The organism is Cupriavidus sp. GW822-FHT02D05 (assembly GCF_058802485.1).
Genome location: NZ_JBXAOE010000024.1, coordinates 76887 through 97796, shown reverse-complemented (window position 1 = coordinate 97796; position 20910 = coordinate 76887). Strand labels below are relative to the sequence as shown.

At 64.4% G+C, this 20910-nt stretch carries 15 protein-coding genes and 2 pseudogenes; 15 read left to right on the top strand and 2 right to left on the bottom strand.

The window, feature by feature from the left end:
- Positions 1 to 11: 11 nt before the first annotated feature.
- The 7 genes and pseudogenes from AC1RQK_RS28315 (at position 12) to dmpG (ending at position 6699) form a co-directional block, all read left to right on the top strand.
- The gene (locus AC1RQK_RS28315) at positions 12 to 944 is read left to right on the top strand and encodes a catechol 2,3-dioxygenase (RefSeq protein WP_174423991.1); all 933 of its coding nucleotides are present in this window, start codon (positions 12 to 14) and stop codon (positions 942 to 944) included.
- Positions 945 to 1252: 308 nt separating this feature from the next.
- Positions 1253 to 2707 carry a 2-hydroxymuconic semialdehyde dehydrogenase gene (locus tag AC1RQK_RS28310; RefSeq protein WP_492812523.1) on the top strand — a complete coding sequence of 485 codons (1455 nt, stop codon included), beginning with the start codon at positions 1253 to 1255 and terminating at the stop codon, positions 2705 to 2707.
- A gap of 8 nt (positions 2708 to 2715) precedes the next feature.
- Positions 2716 to 3498 carry a 2-oxopent-4-enoate hydratase gene (dmpE, locus tag AC1RQK_RS28305; RefSeq protein ID WP_492812521.1) on the top strand — a complete coding sequence of 261 codons (783 nt, stop codon included), beginning with the start codon at positions 2716 to 2718 and terminating at the stop codon, positions 3496 to 3498.
- Between the two features lie 32 nt (positions 3499 to 3530).
- Entirely contained in the window at positions 3531 to 4319 is a 789-nt protein-coding gene (gene dmpH / locus AC1RQK_RS28300; protein WP_492812519.1) for a 2-oxo-3-hexenedioate decarboxylase, read from the top strand.
- Between the two features lie 81 nt (positions 4320 to 4400).
- Positions 4401 to 4595: pseudogene (gene thmT, locus AC1RQK_RS28295) on the top strand (2-hydroxymuconate tautomerase); the annotation flags it as partial.
- A 61-nt stretch (positions 4596 to 4656) separates the two neighbouring features.
- Positions 4657 to 5622, top strand: a complete 966-nt coding sequence (locus tag AC1RQK_RS28290) for an acetaldehyde dehydrogenase (acetylating) (RefSeq protein WP_492375379.1) — start codon at positions 4657 to 4659, stop codon at positions 5620 to 5622.
- A gap of 24 nt (positions 5623 to 5646) precedes the next feature.
- Entirely contained in the window at positions 5647 to 6699 is a 1053-nt protein-coding gene (gene dmpG, locus AC1RQK_RS28285) for a 4-hydroxy-2-oxovalerate aldolase (RefSeq protein WP_492375378.1), read from the top strand.
- Between the two features lie 45 nt (positions 6700 to 6744).
- Here the strand turns inward: dmpG and AC1RQK_RS28280 are convergent, their stop codons facing one another.
- Positions 6745 to 7698: a GlxA family transcriptional regulator gene (locus AC1RQK_RS28280; RefSeq protein WP_492375377.1), complete on the bottom strand. Its 954-nt coding sequence runs from the start codon at positions 7696 to 7698 to the stop codon at positions 6745 to 6747.
- 124 nt (positions 7699 to 7822) lie between these two features.
- Between AC1RQK_RS28280 and AC1RQK_RS28275 the strand changes: the two genes are divergently transcribed.
- From AC1RQK_RS28275 to AC1RQK_RS28255, 5 genes and pseudogenes are all read left to right on the top strand, one after another.
- On the top strand, positions 7823 to 8674 hold the full coding sequence (locus AC1RQK_RS28275) for an SDR family NAD(P)-dependent oxidoreductase (RefSeq protein ID WP_492375376.1): 852 nt from the start codon (positions 7823 to 7825) through the stop codon (positions 8672 to 8674).
- Between the two features lie 1184 nt (positions 8675 to 9858).
- A pseudogene (locus tag AC1RQK_RS28270) lies at positions 9859 to 10101 on the top strand (hypothetical protein); the annotation flags it as partial.
- A gap of 98 nt (positions 10102 to 10199) precedes the next feature.
- A complete protein-coding gene (locus AC1RQK_RS28265; RefSeq protein WP_492375375.1) occupies positions 10200 to 12248 on the top strand; it encodes an ATP-binding protein in 2049 nt (682 codons plus the stop codon).
- 138 nt (positions 12249 to 12386) lie between these two features.
- Complete coding sequence (locus AC1RQK_RS28260) at positions 12387 to 14243, top strand: diguanylate cyclase domain-containing protein (RefSeq protein WP_492375374.1); 1857 nt, start codon at positions 12387 to 12389, stop codon at positions 14241 to 14243.
- A gap of 244 nt (positions 14244 to 14487) precedes the next feature.
- A complete protein-coding gene (locus AC1RQK_RS28255) occupies positions 14488 to 17190 on the top strand; it encodes an excinuclease ABC subunit UvrA (protein WP_492375373.1) in 2703 nt (900 codons plus the stop codon).
- 58 nt (positions 17191 to 17248) lie between these two features.
- On the opposite strand, the gene AC1RQK_RS28250 is transcribed toward AC1RQK_RS28255, so the two are convergent.
- Complete coding sequence (locus tag AC1RQK_RS28250) at positions 17249 to 18022, bottom strand: IclR family transcriptional regulator (protein ID WP_492812514.1); 774 nt, start codon at positions 18020 to 18022, stop codon at positions 17249 to 17251.
- A gap of 97 nt (positions 18023 to 18119) precedes the next feature.
- On the opposite strand from AC1RQK_RS28250, the gene AC1RQK_RS28245 reads away from it, so the two are divergent.
- The 3 genes from AC1RQK_RS28245 to AC1RQK_RS28235 all read left to right on the top strand — a co-directional run bounded on the left by AC1RQK_RS28245 (position 18120) and on the right by AC1RQK_RS28235 (position 20798).
- Entirely contained in the window at positions 18120 to 19088 is a 969-nt protein-coding gene (locus AC1RQK_RS28245) for a Bug family tripartite tricarboxylate transporter substrate binding protein (protein ID WP_150987139.1), read from the top strand.
- A gap of 79 nt (positions 19089 to 19167) precedes the next feature.
- Positions 19168 to 19851, top strand: coding sequence for an RraA family protein (locus tag AC1RQK_RS28240; protein WP_416053202.1), 684 nt, complete (start codon positions 19168 to 19170; stop codon positions 19849 to 19851).
- The gene (locus AC1RQK_RS28235) at positions 19848 to 20798 is read left to right on the top strand and encodes an NAD(P)-dependent oxidoreductase (RefSeq protein ID WP_492812511.1); all 951 of its coding nucleotides are present in this window, start codon (positions 19848 to 19850) and stop codon (positions 20796 to 20798) included. Before AC1RQK_RS28240 ends, AC1RQK_RS28235 begins: the two co-directional genes overlap by 4 nt.
- The last annotated feature ends 112 nt before the right edge of the window (positions 20799 to 20910 follow it).

Here is a 20910-nt window from a genome sequence, read left to right as displayed (position 1 = left end):
AGGAGACAGTCATGGCATTGACAGGCGTATTGCGCCCGGGGCACGTGGCACTGCGCGTGCTGGAACTCGAACCGGCGCTCAAGCACTACACCGAGGTTCTCGGGCTGATCGAAACCGCGCGCGACGACAAGGGCCGCGTCTACCTGAAGGCCTGGGACGAGCACGATCACCACAGTGTGGTCCTGCGCGAGGCCGACAGCCCGGGCATGGACTACATGGGCTTTCGCGTGGATAGCGGCCGCACGCTGGAGCGGCTGGCGCAGGAGGTGGAGCAGTCCGGACTCGCTTCGGACTTCCAGTGGATTCCCGCCGGCGAGCATCCGCGCACCGGCGTGCGCTTTCGCTTCACCATTCCCACGGGACATGCCATCGAGCTCTTTGCCGACAAGGACAAGCTGGGCTGCCTGACCGGCGACAGCAACCCCGACCCGTGGCCGGACGACCTGCGCGGCATGGCGCCCAGCCGCTTCGATCATTGCCTGCTGTACGGCGATGACCTGGATGGCACGGTCAAGCTGTTCCGCGACGTGCTTGGCTTCACGCTGGCCGAGGAGGTGGTCGCCGGCCCTGACAAGATGATGATCGGCGCCTTCCTGACGTGCTCCAACAAGGCGCATGACATCGCCTTCATCCGGCATGCGGAGAAGAACAAGTTCCATCACGCCTCGTTCAACCTGGACAACTGGGGCGAGGTGTTGAAGGCCGCCGACATTATTTCCAAAAAGGACGTGTCGCTCGATATCGGGCCGACGCGCCATGGCATTACACGCGGCGCGACGATCTATTTCTTCGATCCTTCGGGCAACCGGAACGAGGTCTTTTCCGGCGGCTATATCCACTATCCGGACAAGCCGACCATCACATGGACCGACAACGAACTGGGCAGGGCGATCTTCTATCACGACCGCAAGCTGAACGACGCGTTCCTGAATGTACTGACCTGATTCCCGGCGCGACGACTTCTCCGATGCCAAATGTTCGCTCCCCTCTCCCACCGTGTGGGAGAGGGGAGCAAAGCAGGGTAGAGGCGTAGTGAGACGAGACGTCAGGAACCAAATGTTTGCTCCCCTCTCCCGCTTGCGGGAGAGGGGCGGGGGAGAGGGCGGGCGGTGGCAATAGTGAAGGCGCTCACTCCGAGCTAACGCCCACCCTCTCCCCGGTCCCTCTCCCACTGCGTGGGAGAGGGGAGCAAGGCGAAAGGCGAAAGACAGCAAGGCAAAGCGGCGCACCCTGCCGCACCAAGCGAGACAACATGAAAGAGTTCAAGAACTTCATCAACGGCGAATGGGTGGCCACCAACCGCCAGTTCGACGACCGCAACCCGGTCGACAACAGTCTGATCGCCCGTGTGCACGAAGCCGGGCAGGCCGAGGTCGATGCCGCCGTCGCAGCGGCAAAGCAAGCGCTGAGGGGCCCGTGGGGCAAGATGACCGTGGCGCGGCGCGTCGAGATATTGCACGCGGTGGCCGATGGCATCAACCGCCGCTTCGACGACTTCCTGCAAGCCGAGATCGCCGATACCGGCAAGCCGCACTCCCTTGCCAGCCACATCGATATCCCGCGTGGCGCCGCCAACTTCAAGGTGTTCGCCGACCTGATCAAGAACGTGCCGGCAGAGAGCTTTGCCATGGCCACGCCGGATGGCGGTGAGGCCATCAACTATGCGGTGCGCTCGCCGCGCGGCGTGATCGGCGTGGTGTGCCCGTGGAACCTGCCGCTGCTGCTGATGACCTGGAAGGTAGGCCCCGCGCTGGCGTGCGGCAACACGGTGGTGGTCAAGCCATCCGAGGAAACGCCGGCGACCGCCACGCTGCTCGGGGAGGTCATGAACGAGGCCGGCGTGCCGCCAGGCGTCTACAACGTGATCCATGGTTTCGGCCCGGATTCCGCTGGCGCCTTCCTGACCGCGCATCCGGATGTGAACGGCATCACCTTCACCGGCGAGACGCGTACTGGCGAGGCCATCATGAAGGCGGCTGCCAATGGCGTGCGCCCGGTTTCGTTCGAGCTGGGCGGCAAGAATGCCGGCATCGTGTTCGCCGACGCGGATTTCGACAAGGCTGTGGCCGGCATCACCCGCTCGGCCTTCGAGAACAGCGGCCAGGTCTGCCTGGGCACCGAGCGCGTCTATGTGCAGCGGCCCATCTTCGCGCGTTTCGTCGCGGCGCTCAAGGCCAGGGCCGAGGCCCTGCGCATTGGCAGGCCGAATGACGAGGGCGTCAACATGGGCCCGCTGGTGTCGCTGGAGCACCGCGACAAGGTGCTGTCCTACTACCGCAAGGCGGTGGATGCGGGCGCTACCGTGGTCACCGGCGGGGGGGTGCCTGATATGCCCGGCGCGCTGGCCGAGGGCGCCTGGGTGCAGCCCACCATCTGGACCGGCCTGCCGGAGGACTCGGCGGTGATCCGCGAGGAGATCTTCGGCCCCTGCTGCCATATCGCGCCGTTCGATACCGAGGAAGAGGCCATCCGCCTCGCCAACGACACGCCTTACGGGCTGGCCGCCACCGTGTGGACGTCCGACCTGGGCACCGCGCACCGCATGGGCAGCGCGCTGGAGGTGGGCATCTGCTGGATCAACGCGTGGTTCCTGCGCGACCTGCGCACCGCCTTCGGCGGCGCCAAGCAATCCGGCATCGGCCGCGAGGGCGGGGTGCACTCGCTGGAGTTCTATACCGAGCTGCGCAATGTGTGCGTGAAACTTTGAGGCAGGCCATGAGACCAGAAGACATTGTTGAGATCGGCACGAGCTTGCATCAGGCGCTGGATAAACGGCAAGCCATCGCCCCGCTGACCGAGCGCTATCCCGAACTGTCCATCGACGACGCCTACCGCATCCAGCTGGCTATGGTGCAGCACCGCCTGGACGCCGGCGAGCGCGTGATCGGCAAGAAGATCGGCGTGACCAGCCGGGTGGTGATGGACATGCTCGACGTGCGCCAGCCGGACTTCGGCCACCTGCTGTCCGGCATGGTCTACGGAGACGGCGCCGCCATTGCCGCCGATACGCTGATCGCGCCCAAGGCGGAGGGCGAGATCGCCTTCGTGCTCAAGGAAGACCTGGAAGGTCCCGGCGTGACCAACGCCGATGTGCTGCGCGCCACCGCCTATGTGCTGCCGTGCTTCGAGATCGTCGACTCGCGCATCCGCGACTGGAAGATCCGGATCCAGGACACCGTGGCGGACAACGCATCGTCTGGTGTGTTCGTGCTGGGCGACGCCGCCGTGGACCCGCGCGGCCTTGACCTTGGCACCGTTGGCATGACGCTGGAGAAAAACGGCGAGATCGTCGCCACTGGCGCGGGCGCTGCCGCCCTCGGCCACCCGGCCAACGCCGTGGCGTGGCTGGCCAATACGCTTGGGCGTCTTGGCATGGGGCTGAAGAAGGGCGAGGTGATCCTGTCAGGCTCGCTGGCCGCGATGGTGCCCGTCCAGGCCGGCGACCAGCTTCGCATCAGCCTGGGCGGCATCGGCTCCGCCGGCGTGCGCTTCGTTTGATCGGATTTCATATAGCAGCCCAGGACAACGCCATGCACCTCACCCAAGACACCATCCAGCAGCTCGCCGAGCACCTGGATAACGCCGAGCGCAACCGCGAGCCGGTGCGCAAGATTACCGACACCCATCCCGATATGGACTGGGATGACGCCTACGCCATCCAGGACGCGATCCGGGCGCGCAAGCAAGCGCGCGGCACCCGCATTGCGGGCCTGAAGATGGGGCTGACCTCGTTTGCCAAGATGCGCCAGATGGGCGTGACCGATCCGGTCTATGGCTTCTTGACCGACTACGGCGCCTGCACGGACGGTGGCGCCATCGATACCGCATCGTTGATCCATCCCAAGGTGGAGGCCGAGATCGCCTTCGTGCTCAAGCATCCGCTCAAAGGGCCGGGCTGCCATATCGGCGACGTGCTGGCCGCCACCGATTTCGTGCTGCCGGCGGTGGAGGTGATCGACTCGCGCTATGAGAACTTCCGCTTCGACCTCAAGAGCGTGATCGCCGATAACACGTCGTCGGCACGCTTTGTCGTCGGCGGCACGCATCGCAGCGCCGAGGGGATGGACCTGAAGAACCTTGGCGTGGTGCTGGAGAAGAACGGCGAAGTGGTGGCCACCGCCGCCGGCGCAGCCGTGCTCGGCCACCCGGCCAGCAGCGTGGCCATGCTGGCGAACATGCTTGGCGCACGTGGGCGCGAGCTGCCGGCGGGCACCTTCATCATGACCGGTGGCGTAACCGAGGCCATCGCGGTGGCGGCCGGCGATAACATCACGGTGCGCTACCAGCATCTCGGCACCGTATCGATGCGTTTCGTTTGATGCGCTTCGTTTGATGCGCCCGGCGAGCGTGCTGGTGGCGCGGTACGATGCCACCCACTCAACCCACCCCGCAGGAGAAAAACCATGCCCATCATGCAAGTGTTTCTGATCGAAGGCCGGACCGAGGAACAAAAGGCTCGCCTGATCAGCGCGCTGACGGACGCCGCCGTGGAATCAATCGGCGCGCCGATCGAGAGCGTGCGCGTGATGATTACCGAGGTGCCCAAGACGCAGTTTGGCATCGCGGGCAAGACAGCGAAGGAACTCGGCCGCTGAGGGAGCGGCATACGGAATGCCTGGCGGCACCCGACCTGGACCGCCCGGGCACGGAGACAACATGGACATGAAAGCAGGCGCCGGTGGCAGCCATCCGCCCGGCAAGCACAAGGTAGCCATCATCGGCTCGGGCAATATCGGCACCGACCTGATGATCAAGGTCATGCGCCACGGCCGGCATCTGGAGATGGGCGCGATGGTCGGCATCGACACCGCCTCCGACGGCCTGGCCCGGGCCGCGCGGCTGGGCGTGCCCACCACGGCCGAGGGCATCGAAGGCCTGGTGAGGATGGCCGGCTTTGGCGATATCCGCATCGCCTTCGACGCCACCTCGGCCGGCGCCCACGCGCATCACAACCAGATCCTGCAGCAGCACGGCGTCCAGGTGATCGACCTGACCCCGGCCGCGCTCGGGCCGTACGTGGTGCCGGTGGTCAACCTGGACCAGCAGCTCGGTGCCAGCAATATCAATATGGTCACCTGCGGCGGCCAGGCCACCATCCCGATGGTGGCGGCGGTGTCTCGCGTGGCCAAGGTGCATTACGCGGAGATCGTGGCCTCGATCTCCAGCAAGTCCGCCGGGCCGGGCACGCGCGCCAATATCGACGAATTTACCGAGACCACCAGCCAGGCGATCTGCTCCGTGGGCGGCGCGGCGCGCGGCAAGGCCATCATCGTGCTGAATCCGGCCGAGCCGCCGCTGATGATGCGCGACACGGTGTTCACGCTGTCCGACGACGCTGACGAGGCGGCGATAGAAGCCAGCGTGCAAGCCATGGCGAAGGCGGTGCAGGCCTATGTGCCCGGCTACCGGCTCAAGCAGCGGGTGCAGTTCGAGCGCATCGATCCGTGCGCGCCGTTGAATATCCCGGGGCTGGGGCGGATGAGCGGGCTGAAGACATCGATCTTCCTCGAAGTGGAAGGCGCCGCCCATTACCTGCCGGCTTATGCCGGCAACCTCGACATCATGACCAGCGCCGCGCTCGCCTGCGCCGAGCGCCTGGCGCAAACACGGCTGGCTGCGTAAGCGGCGCGCTCACGGAGACAAGACATGACCCAGCAAGCCACGCAGAAGAAACTCTATATCTCGGATGTCACGCTGCGCGACGGCAGCCACGCCATCCGCCATCAATACAGCCTGGCCGACGTGCGCCGCATCGCCGCAGCGCTGGACGGCGCCAAGGTGGACTCGATCGAAGTCGCGCATGGCGACGGGCTCGCCGGCTCCAGCTTCAATTACGGCTTCGGCGCGCATACGGACCTTGAGTGGATCGCGGCGGCGGCAGAGACCGTCCGCCATGCCAAGGTCGCCACCTTGCTGCTGCCCGGCGTGGGCACCGTGCACGACCTGCGCGCCGCGTACGATGCCGGCGCGCGCGTGGTGCGGGTTGCCACGCACTGCACCGAGGCGGATGTGTCGCGCCAGCATATCGAGTACGCGCGCGAGCTCGGCATGGACACGGTGGGCTTCCTGATGATGAGCCACATGACCACGCCCGCCGCGCTGGCGCAGCAGGCCAAGCTGATGGAAAGCTACGGCGCCGAGACCGTCTACGTGGTGGATTCTGGTGGCGCGCTCAATATGAACGACGTGCGCGACCGCTTCCGCGCCTTCAAGGACGTGCTCAAGCCGCAGACCCAGACCGGCATGCACGCACACCACAACCTGAGCCTGGGCGTGGCCAACTCCATCGTCGCGGTGGAAGAAGGCTGCGACCGTGTGGACGCGAGCCTGGCCGGCATGGGCGCGGGCGCAGGGAACGCGCCGCTGGAGGTGTTTATCGCCGCCGCCAGCCGGCTCGGGTGGAACCACGGCTGCGATCTCTACACGCTGATGGACGCCGCCGACGAGATCGTGCGGCCGCTGCAGGACCGCCCGGTACGCGTGGACCGCGAGACCCTCGCGCTGGGCTATGCGGGCGTCTATTCCAGCTTCCTGCGCCACGCGGAGGCAGCCGCCGGGCGCTATGCGCTCAAGACCGTGGATATCCTGGTGGAGCTAGGCCAGCGCCGCATGGTGGGCGGGCAGGAAGACATGATCGTCGACGTGGCGCTGGACCTGGTGGCGCGGCGCGAGGCGGGACAGGCGCGGATCACGGCGTAAGCCCCGCCCAGCCGAAGGGCGGCCGTCCGATCGGGGCACCAGCACTCAAGCCTCCATCGGCTCCTCTTCCCCGCGCGCCATGCGCCGGATCGCCTGCGGCGGTTGCCCGAACGCCCGCAGGAACGCGCGCCGCATGCGCTCGCGGTCGCCAAAGCCGGTCTCCTTGGCCACCACATCGATCGGATGCCGCCCGGACTCCATCATCAGCCGTGCGGCCTCGATGCGCAGGTGCTCCACGGCCTTGGCCGGGGTCTGTCCCGTTTCTTCGCGGAAGGAGCGGCTGAACTGGCGCGGGCTAAGGTGTGCCGCTTGCGCCAGTTGATCGACGGACAATTCGGCGTGCAGGTTCTGACGGGCAAAGGCGAGCGCGGACTGGATGCGATCGGACTTGGGCTCAAGCTCGAGCAGCGCCGAGAACTGCGATTGCCCGCCGGCACGGCGGTGATAGACAACGAGCTTGCGCGCGACAGTGCGCGCGGCTTCGGCGCCGGCGTCTTTCTCGACCAGCGCCAAGGCCAGGTCGATGCAGGCGGTCATGCCGGCGGAGGTCCAGACCGGTCCGTCGATGATGAAGATGCGGTCCTCCTCGACGCTGACCGCGGGATACGTGCGCCGGAACCGGGCGGCGTAAAACCAGTGGGTGGTGGCCCGGCGGCCGTCCAGCAGCCCAGCCTCGGCGAGGTTGAAGGCGCCCGTGCAGGTGGCGCCGATGCGTCGTGTGGCGCGCGCCGCCTTTTGCAGGAAGGCGACCAGGCCGGGTGACGCCGGCTGGATATCGTTGTCGCCCACCACCAGCAGCGTGTCGAACGCGCGGTCGTCGAATGCCTCCGTGGTAACGCAGAAGCCTGCCGAGGTTGGCACCGGCCCGCCTTGCTCGGACAGCAGGTGGACCGCGTAGAGCGGTTTGGCCGAGTTGAGATTGGCGAACTCAAGGACTGTGGTGACGCCCAGGTTCATGACCTGGAAGCCGGGATAAAGGACGATTCCGATACGCAGCATGGCGAACTCCCACAGATGGCATAAAAGGTGGCATCTATGACATTGTTGCCATCGGATTATGCACCTAATCTTCGTTCCGTGGTGGCCGGCAACGGGCCGGCAGCACCGAAATCGGAGAACGGACATGACCGCATCGACAGCAACCTTGACAGCAACCTCGGTTACCTCGGCAACCTCGGGAATCCATTCGCATCAAGGCACCGCCGTGATTACCGGCGCGTCTTCAGGGATCGGCGCCGTCTACGCGGACCGGCTCGCCCGGCGCGGCTACGACCTGATCGTGGTCGCCCGCAACCGCGACAGGCTGGCCACGCTGGCAGAACGCCTGACCAGCGAGACGGGACGCTCCGTGGAGATCGTGACCGCGGATCTCGGCGCCGATGCCGATGTCCGCCGCCTGGAGACACTGCTGCGCACCGACGCCAGCATCACCATGCTGGTCAACAACGCGGGCATCGGCGCGGCGGGGCCGCTGCTCCAGTCCGATGCCGACAAGATGGCGGCGATGATCGCGCTCAACGTCACCGCGCTGACCCGACTGACCTACGCCGCCGCGCACGGCCTGGTGGCGCGCGGCAAGGGGACGATCATCAACATCGCCTCGATCGTGGCGGTGGCCCCGGAATTGCTCAACGGCGTCTACGGCGGGTCGAAGGCCTTCGTGCTGGCCTTTACGCAATCGCTGCAGCATGAACTGGCGGACAAGGGCGTGCGCGTGCAGGCCGTGCTGCCTGGTGCGATCCGTACGGAGTTCTGGGATGTGGCCGGCCAGCCGGTGGAGAGCCTGCCGCAGGACTGGGTGATGAGCGCGGACGACCTGGTTGACGCGGCCCTGTCCGGGCTGGACCAGGGCGAGGTGGTGACGCTGCCGTCGCTGCCGGACGCAGCGGACTGGCACGCCTTCGAGACCGCCCGCGCGGCGCTGGGGCCGAACCTGTCGCGCAGCGTGCCGGCGGCGCGCTTCAGGGCCGCCTGAAAGGCGATCGCTTCAGAATGCACGATAGATAAGCTCTCGGGAGCCCGGCCAGAAGCTGGCCGGCGCTCGGCAAAGGCTTGATCCATCTGATGTGGCCGCCGGTCGGAAGGTGTTGTCGGTGAAATTTTTACCGCTCTCCGGCTCTGGCTGAGTTGGTCATTTGGGCTAGCTTGCGCACTGAGTTTGTCAAAACTAGTTCAGTGGACGCTGCTGGTTCATTTGCATTGTAGGCAAGCAGCCTCTTGTCTATCAGTCTGTTAATTTGCCACCAGTGAATTATGTCTTTTTCAATTGAATCTGCACTGAGAAGGAAGACCACGGACGTAATGGAACCCCAAGGGTTCCTGACGATCTGTAGACGGGCGCCACGCGCCATTTCTCGTAGGATTTCTCCGCTCCGCATTTTGAAATTACCAATAGAAATGTGTTTTTTTAGTCTCGGTGTTCATGTTGCCTGAAGCAGGGTTGTGCATCCGATGATAGACAGAGCCCGTGGGTAGCAACTGACGGCTAAGAGCAAGGTTGGGGACGGCGGCCCGCCGATCGGAACGCTCAGCGTAGAGGAAACCATGGCGCCAAAGCTGACAAAAGCTGACAGTTGCACGCAGCAGCGTGAATGGCGGCACCGGGGGGGCGACAAGGACGGCTAGCAGGCGTGGGTGATGCGGGATCTGCGTGGGATCTGCTAGGTGCTTTGAGGGAGTGCGCGGCACGCCACCAGCAGGGCTCGTGCGCGGCATTTCGTCGCTCGACGACTGCGACGCGCCACTCAAGACCATTCAAGTGATCGATTAGGTATCAGAAAATCTGTGAGATTTTGGTGCTCATATCAGATTTTTTGTCGAAAAATTTCCAGGAAGACCCGGCCAATATCGGAGGAAAACCTTTTATTTGGCTTGCCGTGCGGCCGAATGTGCCCACTAAGGACCGCCCGCATACCATCATTAAAAGTGATGAATGTAATCAAAAAACTATATTAGAACTAATACCGTAATCTCACTAAGCTCCTGTTCGACGTTGCATGTCCCCGGCGGATTCGCCTGTCGGGGCCGACGCGCAGAACGGAGTCAGGAATGAGGCAGAACGATGCCGGCGGCATGACCGGCGCGACACTGGAGACAGCGGTAGCGGGTGTTCGCCGTGTGCCGCGTGGCATCTCCCCGTGCCGGCCCGCAGCGGCGGCCATCCACCTTGAATCCGCAGCGGCCGGCGCGGCCGCGCGCCAGCGTCACGTCGGCCGCTCGATGCAGCGGCTCGAGGATGCCGCGATCCTCACCGGCCGTGGCCGCTATGGCGCCGACCTGGCAGCCTGGTCGCGCTCCTTCGTGGTGGGGGTGAAGGCGCCGATGGTGCAATGGGCGCTGGCCATGGACCGCGTGCGCTATGTGGGTGAGCCAATCCCGATGTGCAAACAACGGACTCGAGCGCCCGTCGCGGGAAAACCGCACACCGGGTTCGGAGGCAGGGGACGGCGCTCGCCGTTTCCTGGCGCGTTTATTTCATCTTTTTGGGGTGGCTAGGATTCATGGGTCTGGAGATATATAGGCCGCTAGCGGCCGAAGACACGGCGCGCACCATCACCCCGGGCATTTCGGCATTCCTGCTCGTACTGTCGGTCTGGCTGGGGTTCGCGCTCTGGGCCGGATGGGACAGAGGCAGCGAACTACGCAAGATCCAGGCTGATGCCGACCGGCTTGCCTATACCCTCGGCCAGCACGTCGAGCGCACATTGATGGAGGCGGACCAACTGACCTCCCTGCTAGGCGGCGCCGTCATCGAACGGGGGCCGGACTTGCCGCTTGCCGAATGGACCCGCAACGGTCATCTCGGTGCCGAACCCTTCCTTCAAACCGCGATTCTGGATGAAAGTGGCGTCCTCAGGGCATCGACCAATCCGACATTCGAAGCGCTTGACCTAGGCGATAGCGAGCTTTTGCGCATACACGCCGACAATCCCGGGCCAACATTGTTGGTCAGCAAGCCGCTGCGGGGGCGCAGTTCAGGTCGCTGGGTAGTTCAGCTTTCCAAGGGAATCGTGGGGCCGACCGGCCGTTTCATGGGGGTCGTCGTGGTGTCGCTTGACCCACTCTCCCTGACGAGCATCTACAAGAGCATCTATTTGGGCAGCCGGGGTGCAATCGGTCTGCTGGGCACCAATGATTTCATCTACCGGGTGCGTTGGAGCGGGGCGGCTTCCGACCCTGGGCAACCGCTGCCGGCGAGCTCTGCGGCCCGGCGAGCCGTAGCTGCCGCGGCCCACGCCGAAGTGGTGGAGAAGAGCCCACTGGACGATGTCGAGCGCATTTATGGCGTACATCGGCTGTCGAGAGGAAACTTGGCGGTCGTGATCGGCTACGACCTCCATGAAGCACTATCAATGTACCGCGCCAGGCTGCTCCTCGTCGCTTGCATTGCAAGCTTCCTATCTGCGCTGATCATCTTCGTCCAGATGCGCCAGGCCAAGTCAATCGAGAGGATGGCGAAGCTGGCGGATCGCGCGGCGGTGGTCAGTCGCCGGCTACGAGAAAGGAACCAGCACCTGCATGCGCTGTTCTTTGCCTCGCCGGACGGCGTTGCCATATTCGATAAGGATCGCCACGTGGAAGACGCCAACGGCGGGCTGTGCGACGCCCTGGGCGTTTCGCCCGGGGACTTGCGCGGCGCCACGCCACAACGGTTCGTTGACCTTCTGTATCGAGGTCGACGTCCCACGCGGGACTCAGTCACCCCGTCCGAACTACTTGCAAAGATCGACTGTGCCGCAGTCTCGCACGAATTTAGCGGTGTTATCGAGTTCGATATAGCGGATTCATCCAGCTACGCCATACGTGTTGTGCATACCAGCGACGGCGCTGGCTGTGTGGTGGCTGTCTGGGACGTAAGCGAAATGCGGCGCGAGGAACGGGCCAAATCGCATTTCATTGCTACCGCAGAAGCTGAAATCAAGATACCCATCGCAAACGTCGTCGGATATGCCGACCTCCTCGCCGCCGATCTGATCCCCCCGGAAGAACGCCTTGGCATCTATCGCACGATTCGTTCGCAAGCCCAGCGCATCAGCCAGTTCGTTTCGAATCACCTTCAACTGATGCGCCTGGAAACACTAGGCGCATCCGAGATGACGTTTCATCGGGTGGATCTCGCAAGGCTCGTGCGAGACGTGGCTGAGGCAGGGTTCGCGGACGATAGCCGGGTGACGCTGGAGTCAGCGAGAGAGCCTGTCTTCGTGATGGGTGACGCCGCCTCCCTCGCCAGCGTGATACGCCATTTGCTGGAGAATGCCGTGAAGTACGGGCTTGGGAGAGAGGTCAACATCTCGGTTGCTAGCGCGTTGGTCGAACGCCGCAACGCCGTGCTGAAAGTGACCGATCGAGGCATGGGGATCAAAGCTGATGAACTCAGGCTGGTGTTCGACAAATTTTTCCGACGCAAGCTGCAGCACGGGTCGGCCGGCGATGGTCTGGGCCTTGCCCTCGTGCGTGAGATTGTGCTGCTACATCGCGGCCATATTTCTCTTGAGAGCGAAGCAGGCAAGGGCACGACCGTTACGCTGCACCTTCCGGCGGTGGAATAGCTTTAGTGTGACGTGATCGGCGAGGACGTCGATAAGTGCGCTACACAATCTGACCGGAACGGAGCATGGAGCGTGAATGACGAAAGCATCATGGATGCGCAGCAGCAGCAACAACAACGATAACCAGCCAGCGCCACCATGCCACCAGAAAGCAATTATGATCGGTACTATGAGCGCGTGACCCGGGTCGCCGCGCGCGCGCTGAATCTACCAATATCCGTCGTATGTCTCGACAGACTGGGCCAGCCAGAAGTCATAGGCGCAAGCGGGTGCGAACGGGACGTCGTATTCCATGTGCAGACGTACTATAGCCGGACGCTCCAATGCGAGGAACCGTTCGTCGTCAGGGATGCGCTGTCCGATGCGGAGCTTGCGCAAGGACCACTGGCAACCAGCGAATTGCGGTTCCGCTTTTTCGCAGGCATTGCGCTGCGTCTGCCGTGCGGCAGACCCATCGGTATGCTATGTGTGATGCACGCGTTGCCGCGGCGCTTCAGGCGCCAGCAACGTCAGATGCTAGTAGACTTGGGGCAAATGATCGAGCACGAAGTTGGCCTGCGCAAGCTGGACAGCTCTGATCGTTTGGAGGTGCTTCACGCGATCGACCGACTTCAAGCCCAGCATGCGCTTTACGTCGAGACGTTCCATCGAACGCCGGTCGCTATCGCGCATATCGGAAGGGACTGGGAGTGGCGGCACATGAATGATGCCTGCGTGAAATTCTTCGCGCACTCGCGCGCTCCGCTGACGAAAACGAACATCCTCGATCTGCTGGATGCGAGCGACCGGACCAACCTTGAACAGGCCGTGCAGGCACTCAATCGTGGCCGCGGGGTCGAAGTCCGGACGCTCGACGTAACGTTCCGGTTGCGCAACAAGCAAAGTAAGCCAGCGCGAGTGCAGGTGGCACTGAAGCAGACGACGTCAACCCACGACGGAGGCTGGCTGTTTGTCATTCACGATACCCAGGCGGAGCAACGGGAAAAAGCCGTGCGCGATGCGCGGGAGGCTGCGTTGCATCGGGGAGCGCATGAGGCCTCGGAGGTTCTGCGCAGGGCGCGCGAGCAACTGACGACCGCCGAGCGGCAATTGGGAGACACGCGGGTAGATTTGCGCGCCATTGCTGACAATCTGCCGGTGCTGGTCGCTTACGTCGACAGTGAGCGACGTTTTCGGTTCGCCAACTCAACCTATCGCGAGTGGCTGGGGTTGGACCCGGAGGAGATCGTGGGGCGGCTCACCCATGAGGTTCTCGACGCTGACTATGCTGCTGCCATCGAGCCGTACGTCCAACGCGTGCTCAGCGGCGAAAGGGTCGAGTACGAGGTTGGAGCGACGCTTAACGGGAGTCGACGTGTCCTGCGTGGTGTGCTGGTGCCGCGTCGGGTCCACGATCAGGCGGCTGATGGATACTACCTGCTGGTGCAGGATGTGACTGAGCGAACGGCATTGCTCGATCGCCTGCGGCACCAGGCGTTCCACGACGCGCTGACCGGCCTGCCTAACAGACGCTCGTTCCTCGAGAGGCTGGATGAGGCATGCGCAGCAAGCGGCGACGGTGTGGCTGCCATCATGTTTATCGACCTGGATGGCTTCAAGGCTGTCAACGATACATACGGGCATCAGTGCGGCGACGAAGTCCTTGTTGAAGCCGCGCGCCGGATCAGCCGCTGCGTACGTGGCGGGGACCTGGTTGCGCGGCATGCAGGGGATGAGTTCACGTTGCTGCTGACCGGCCCTGCGATCGATCGTGTTGCACTGGAGAAAATTGCAAGCGCAATCCTGCGGACACTGAGCCAGCCCATCAGGTTCGGGGCAAACGTCGTCCAGTTATCGGCGAGTATCGGCGTGCTACCGCACAACCAGGCAGCGTCATTGAGCGGCGAAGCCCTGTTACGCGCCGCGGACGCCGCAATGTATCGTGCGAAAGTCGCAGGCAAGGCGCGTATTGTCGTGCACGAGCTTAACGATTCACCGGCCGGGATGCACGGTTGAGAACGAAGAACGTCGCGGATTCCGGAACATGATGCTCGTTGCGTAGGCAATGCACGAGTAAGTAGCTTCACGGTAGCGCGGTCGAAATCACCAGAGAGCCATTTCGCTGACCCAAGCGCTTGCGCCTGAAAATCCAGTAGAGTAAGGAGTCGGATCGCTAGCTCGCCCCCGTACGGTGGGATCCGGCGGCGCGCGGCTTGCGACCACGTTCAAGACCGTCACCCCCGCACCTATCCCTGCTGCCATGACCAAGCCCCCACGGTCCTCGACTGTCAAGCATCCTGTTGATCACCCTGAGTCGCCCACGCTCGCGCCACGCGGCTTCGTCCAGGTTCGCGGCGCACGGGAGCACAACCTGAAGAATGTCGACGTCGACATTCCCCGCGATGCGTTGGTGGTGTTTACCGGCGTGTCCGGTTCCGGCAAGTCGTCGCTCGCGTTCGGCACGCTTTACGCGGAAGCGCAGCGGCGTTATTTCGAGTCGGTCGCGCCCTACGCGCGGCGGCTGATCGAGCAGGTCGGCGCGCCCGACGTCGATGCGATCGAAGGCCTGCCGCCGGCGGTCGCCTTGCAGCAGCAGCGCGGCACGCCGAGCGCGCGTTCGTCAGTGGGCAGCGTGACGACGCTGTCGAGCCTCGTGCGGATGATGTACTCGCGAACCGGCAGCTACCCGCCGAAGCAGCCAATGCTGTATGCGGAGGACTTCTCGCCGAATACGGTACAGGGCGCCTGCCCGACCTGCCACGGGCTCGGCCGCGTATATAGCGTGACCGAACGCTCGCTGGTGCCCGACGACTCGCTCACGATTCGCCAGCGCGCGATCGCGGCATGGCCGCCCGCTTGGCACGGCCAGAATCTGCGCGACATACTCGTCACGCTCGGTTACGACGTCGACACGCCGTGGCGCGATCTGCCTAAGAAAGACCGCGACTGGATTCTGTTTACCGACGAACAGCCAACGGTGCCGGTCTATGCCGGCTTGACGCCGAAGGAGACGCGCGCCGCCCTCAGGCGCAAGGCAGAGCCCAGCTACCAGGGCACGTTCACCGGCGCGCGCCGGTACGTGTTGCACACCTTCGCAAATACGCAGAGCGCGTTGATGAAGAAACGCGTGTCGCAGTTCATGATCGGCGGCGAATGTCCGTCGTGTCATGGTAAGCGTCTGAAGGCGGAAGCTCTCTCGGTGACATTCGCCGGTATGGATATCGGCGAGCTGTCACAACTCCCCATCGCTCGGCTCGCCGCGTTGCTCGAACCCGTCTCGCGCGGCCAGTGGCCGTCTTCCAGCACATCTCCCGACGGCGCGATTCTCGACAGGAACAGTCGGCGCAAGGCGACCGCCGGACGTGTCGCGGCCGGCGGACAGGCTCACCAGGGGGCGCCTGACGTGCGCCGTACGCCTAACCTGTCCGACGAGAAACGTGTGGCAGCGCAGCGGCTCGCTATCGAGCTGCTCGAACGTCTGAACACCTTGATCGACCTCGGTCTTGGCTATCTTGCGCTGGACCGTGCGACACCAACGCTGTCCTCCGGAGAACTGCAACGGCTGCGGCTCGCGACGCAGTTGTCGTCACAGCTATTCGGCGTTATTTACGTGCTCGACGAGCCGTCTGCCGGACTGCATCCCGCGGACGGCGATGCGTTGCTCGAAGCTTTACAGCGCCTGAAGGCTGCGGGCAATTCGCTGTTCGTGGTCGAGCACGACATTGGCGTGATGCGGCGCGCCGACTGGCTCGTCGACGTGGGCCCGGATGCCGGCGAGGCGGGCGGACGTGTGATCTACAGCGGACCGCCCGCTGGCCTTGCAGATGTCGAAAGCTCGCGCACACGCCGCTACCTGTTTGCGCAGGGCGAGCTAGAGACGCAGGCGAGCGAGGCTGCGACTCGTGCGCGCCGCGAGCCCCGCGGCTGGCTGCGGCTCGAAGACGTGACGCGCAACAATCTGCATAATCTTGCTGCGGATTTTCCACTGGGTTGCCTGACCACGGTAACGGGCATCTCGGGATCGGGCAAGTCCAGCCTCGTGAGCCAGGCGCTGACGGAGCTTGTGGCGGAACATCTCGGGCGCGCAGCCGATCTTGCCGAAGACGACGAAGTCGACCCGCTCTTTGCCGCCCCGCCCGTCACGACCGACGGGCGGATCACAGCCGGCATGGACAAGATCAAACGTCTCGTGCGCGTCGACCAGAAGCCGATTGGCCGTACGCCGCGCTCGAATCTTGCGACCTATTGCGGTTTGTTCGACGCTGTGCGCAAGCTGTTCGCGGCGACTCCCGCTGCACGCAAGCATCGCTACAGCGCCGGCCGGTTCTCGTTCAACGTCGCGCAGGGGCGATGTCCGACGTGCGAGGGCGAAGGCTTCGTGATGGTCGAGCTGCTGTTTTTGCCCAGCGTCTACGCGCCCTGCTCGACCTGTCAGGGCAGCCGCTACAACCCGCAGACGCTCGAGATTCGCTGGCGCGAGCGCAATATTGCCGAGGTGCTGGCGATGACCGTGGACACCGCATGCGACTTCTTCGTCGACGAGGCGCAGGTGATGCGCTCACTGACTGTGCTCCGTAATATCGGCCTCGGCTATCTACGGCTTGGTCAGCCGGCCACCGAGCTCTCTGGAGGCGAAGCGCAACGCATCAAACTTGCGACCGAGCTACAGCGTGCGCAACGCGGCGATACGCTCTACATCCTCGACGAGCCGACGACCGGTCTGCATCCAGCCGACACCGATCGCCTGATGGTGCATCTGCATGGGCTCGTCGATGCCGGCAATACCGTGGTGCTGGTCGAGCACGACATGCGTGTCGCGGCGCAAAGCGACTGGATCCTCGACATCGGCCCGGGTGCGGGGGAAGGCGGCGGAAGGATCGTTGTGAGTGGCGTTCCGCAGACGGTGGCGCTCGCCGTGGACAGTCGTACCGCGAGCTATCTGCAGGCCGTGATATTTCGTTGATCTGGCGGGTCGGCGGGGCACGCCGAGAACGCTTTGCGCTTGCTCGATGGCGCGCCTGTCAAGGATGCCAGGTCGAAGGACTGACCGGCAAAGCAGCCGCAGGTCGGCGGCTCCCCGCCATCTCGTAGGAAAGCTGGTTGGCCGCGTCCATGACGGTCTGTGCCAGCGCGAGTAGTTTTTCCTCGGTCAGGCGCGAGGTAGGGCCGGAGATGCAGGCAGACCCGAGCAACTTCCAATGTAAGCCGAATACCGGGGCCGCCACGCTGGAGACTTCCGGTTCGCGCTCGCCCATGGAGAGGTGGTAGCCGCGCCGCCGGATCGATTCGTAAGGCTCCCCGGGCTCCCCGGAGAACGCCAGGATGACCCGCCCCGGTGCGCCACTGTCCAGCGGTAGCGCGGCTCCGATGCGCACGTGGTGCCGGATGGCTTGCGGGCCTTCCACGCGCACCAGGCACGTGCGCTGTTCGCCTTCGCGCACATAGAAAGAGGCGCTTTCGCCCGTCCTGATCGTCAGCTCCCGCAGCACCGGCTCCGCCACTTCATACACGTTGAAGGTGGCCTGGTAGCACGCGCCCAGCCAGCCGGCGGCGCGTCCCAGGCGCCAACTGCCATCTTCCTTTTGCACAAGGTAGTTGTCCGTCGCCAGCGTACGCGCCAGGCGCAGGACCGTCGTCTTGTGGAAACCCGTGCGGCGGCTGAGTTCGGCCAGGGTGAGTTGTGCGTCACTTACGCCAAAGGCTTCCAGGACGCGCAGCGCCCGGCGTACCGCGATCACGCCGCCGCCAGCATCTTCAGCCACGTCGCCGGCGGCCAGGGGAGTCGATGAGTCCATGGTATGGAATGGGTTGCGTTAGACGAAACGGTATTGTACCTGTTGCAACAGGCGACCAGAATCCACTCCGACAAATAACGAGATTCGGAGACATGCAATGAAGCTGCCGTACCGCGGTCTGGTGACCGCCATCCTTTGCGCCCTCGCTTTCCCGGCCCTGGCCGATACCTATCCCACCAAGCCCATTCGCGTGATCGTGCCGTTCCCGGCCGGTGGCGGCACGGACATCATTGCCCGCGAGGTGACCAACAAGGTGGCGATGGCCATGGGCTGGCGCTTCGTGGTGGACAACAAGCCGGGCTCGGGCGGCAACCTCGGCGTGGACGCCGCTGCCAAGGCCAGCGGCGATGGCTACACCATCGTGTTGGGCCAGACCAGCAACTTGGCGATCAACCCCACGCTCTACCGCAAGCTGCCCTACGACGTGGCGAAGGACCTGACTCCCGTGAGCCTGGTGGCCAGCGCACCGCTGGTGCTGGTGACCACGATGGAGTCGCCCTACAAGACGCTGGCGGATGTGGTGGCGGCCAGCAAGGCCAAGCCCGGCAGCATCAATGTGGCTTCCCCCGGCAACGGCACGGTGGCGCACCTGACCAGCGAGTTGTTCCAGAAAACGGCGGGGATCAAGCTAACCCACGTGCCATACAAGGGGGCGGCCCAGGCCGTCAACGACCTGATCGGCGGCCAGGTTCAGCTCTACCTGTCGTCGGTGCCGACGCTGATCGGCCACATCCGCAACGGCAAGATGCGCCCCCTGGCCGTGACGTCGGCCAAGCGCATGCCCGACTTGCCCAATGTGCCCACCATTGCCGAATCCGGCTACAGCGGCTTCGAGGCCGTGACCTGGTTTGGATTCGTGGCGCCCGCCGCTACGCCCAAGGACATCGTGGTGCGCCTGAATACCGAGTTCAACAAGGCATTGCAGGTGCCTGACCTGAAGAAGAAGCTGAACGACCAGGGGGCCGATGTATTGGGCGGTACGCCCGAGCAGTTCGGCGCGCTGATGAAGAAAGACACGATCCGCTGGTCGACCGCCGTCAAGGCATCTGGCGCGCAGGTGGATTGATCCTCGCTGTCCCACGCATCGCCGCCATCGCTCGCCGCCTCAACGAATCTCTCGTCCCCAACGTCCCAGGAGTCATGCCATGAGCTTGCCCAACATTATCAAATCCTTCGACCGCGTGCCCGCCGACATCGTCGCCCAGGCCGCTAAATTCCAACCGGCCATCCTGGCCGACGTGGCAGGCCGCCGTGGCGCGCTGCATGGCCGCATCCGCGCCCTGCGGCCGCACATGAAGCTGGCGGGCACCGCTTTTACTGTGGAAGTACGCCCCGGCGACAACCTGATGATCCACGCCGCGATGGCGCTGGCCCAGCCCGGCGACGTGCTGGTGATCGACGGCAAGGGTGACCAGAGCAGCGCGCTGATGGGCACCATCATGATGAATGCATGCCGCCAGCGCGGCATCGCCGGCGTGGTGATCGACGGCGCGGTGCGCGACAGCCTGGAAATCGACGAGATGGATTACCCGGTGTTCTCGGTGGGCACCAACCCCAACGGCCCGACCAAGGAAGTGGGCGGGCGCATCGGCCACCCGGTCTCGGTCGGTGGCGTCACGGTCAACCCTGGCGACTTCATCTGCGGCGACGCCGACGGCCTGGTGGTGGTCGAGCGTGAAAAGATCGCGTCGCTGCTGCCGCTCGCCGAGCACAAGGAAGCCGCGGAAGCCCGGCGCATCGCGCAGATCAAGGAAGGCAAGACCAACGCGCCGTGGCTGGTTGCCTCGCTCATCACCGCAGGCGTGTTGAAAGAAGGGGAGACGCTGTGAGCAACAAGCCAGCCATCCTCGTCACCGCAGCCGACCTCGCGCCACAAGCCGAGGCATTGCTCGGCGATTTTGAGATCGTCTACGCCGGCAAGACGCCCCAGGCCGCCGACCTTGTGGCGTTGGCTCAGCGCCACAACCCGGTCGGCATCATCGTGCGCTACGGCGCGGTGACGCCGGAAATCATGGACGCGGCGCCTGCGCTGAAGGTCATCTCCAAGCACGGGAGCGGCACCGACACCATCGACAAGGCCGCCGCGGCACAACGCGGCATCGAGGTGACAGCCGCCGTCGGTGCGAATGCCGCCGCGGTGGCCGAGCAGGCCCTGGCACTGCTGCTGGGCTGCGCCAAATCTGTGGTGCTGCTCAATGCGCGTATGCATGCCGGGCACTGGGACAAGGCCACGCACAAGAGCGTTGAGCTGGCAGGTGCCACTATCGGCCTGATTGGCCTGGGCGCCATCGGCCAGCGCTTTGCCAGGATGTGCGATGCCATGGGCATGCGCGTGATCGGCTTCGATCCGTTTGCCAAGGAACTGCCGGACTATATCGAGCCCGTGAACCTGGAAACGATCTGGAAAGCGTCGGACGTGATTTCACTGCACTGCCCGCTGACCGCCGAGAACCGGCAACTGATCAACGCGCAAACGCTGGCGCGCTGCAGGAAGGGCGTAATCCTGGTCAATACGGCGCGGGGCGGCTTGGTCGATGAACCAGCATTGCTGGCAGCCGTGCGCTCGGGCCAGGTTGCCATGGCGGGGCTGGACAGCTTCGCGGTCGAACCGATGACGGTGCCGCATATCTTTCACGGCCAGCCTGGCTTTCTTCTCAGTCCGCACATTGGCGGCGTGACCAGCACCGCGTACGTGAACATGGGCGTGGCGGCGGCGCGGAACACGCTGGGTGTGCTGGCGCGTGCTGAGGCCCCGGTGCTGGCCAAAGCCGGCTAAGGCGCAACGAAACTGCCTGCAGCGCAGCCCGAAGCTGACCGGATGCGCCCAAATCGTTTGAAGTGCCTGAGGTCTTTCGCCCCCTCTCCCCACCGGGGAGAGGGGTGCTAGC

Bases quoted from the DNA above. Each gene is read 5' to 3' on its own strand.
- AC1RQK_RS28315 (WP_174423991.1), top strand. From the start codon at position 12: ATGGCATTGACAGGCGTATTGCGCCCGGGGCACGTGGCACTGCGCGTG.
- AC1RQK_RS28310 (WP_492812523.1), top strand. From the start codon at position 1,253: ATGAAAGAGTTCAAGAACTTCATCAACGGCGAATGGGTGGCCACCAAC.
- dmpE (WP_492812521.1), top strand. From the start codon at position 2,716: ATGAGACCAGAAGACATTGTTGAGATCGGCACGAGCTTGCATCAGGCG.
- dmpH (WP_492812519.1), top strand. From the start codon at position 3,531: ATGCACCTCACCCAAGACACCATCCAGCAGCTCGCCGAGCACCTGGAT.
- AC1RQK_RS28290 (WP_492375379.1), top strand. From the start codon at position 4,657: ATGGACATGAAAGCAGGCGCCGGTGGCAGCCATCCGCCCGGCAAGCAC.
- dmpG (WP_492375378.1), top strand. From the start codon at position 5,647: ATGACCCAGCAAGCCACGCAGAAGAAACTCTATATCTCGGATGTCACG.
- AC1RQK_RS28280 (WP_492375377.1), bottom strand. From the start codon at position 7,698: ATGCTGCGTATCGGAATCGTCCTTTATCCCGGCTTCCAGGTCATGAAC.
- AC1RQK_RS28275 (WP_492375376.1), top strand. From the start codon at position 7,823: ATGACCGCATCGACAGCAACCTTGACAGCAACCTCGGTTACCTCGGCA.
- AC1RQK_RS28265 (WP_492375375.1), top strand. From the start codon at position 10,200: ATGGGTCTGGAGATATATAGGCCGCTAGCGGCCGAAGACACGGCGCGC.
- AC1RQK_RS28260 (WP_492375374.1), top strand. From the start codon at position 12,387: ATGCCACCAGAAAGCAATTATGATCGGTACTATGAGCGCGTGACCCGG.
- AC1RQK_RS28255 (WP_492375373.1), top strand. From the start codon at position 14,488: ATGACCAAGCCCCCACGGTCCTCGACTGTCAAGCATCCTGTTGATCAC.
- AC1RQK_RS28250 (WP_492812514.1), bottom strand. From the start codon at position 18,022: ATGGACTCATCGACTCCCCTGGCCGCCGGCGACGTGGCTGAAGATGCT.
- AC1RQK_RS28245 (WP_150987139.1), top strand. From the start codon at position 18,120: ATGAAGCTGCCGTACCGCGGTCTGGTGACCGCCATCCTTTGCGCCCTC.
- AC1RQK_RS28240 (WP_416053202.1), top strand. From the start codon at position 19,168: ATGAGCTTGCCCAACATTATCAAATCCTTCGACCGCGTGCCCGCCGAC.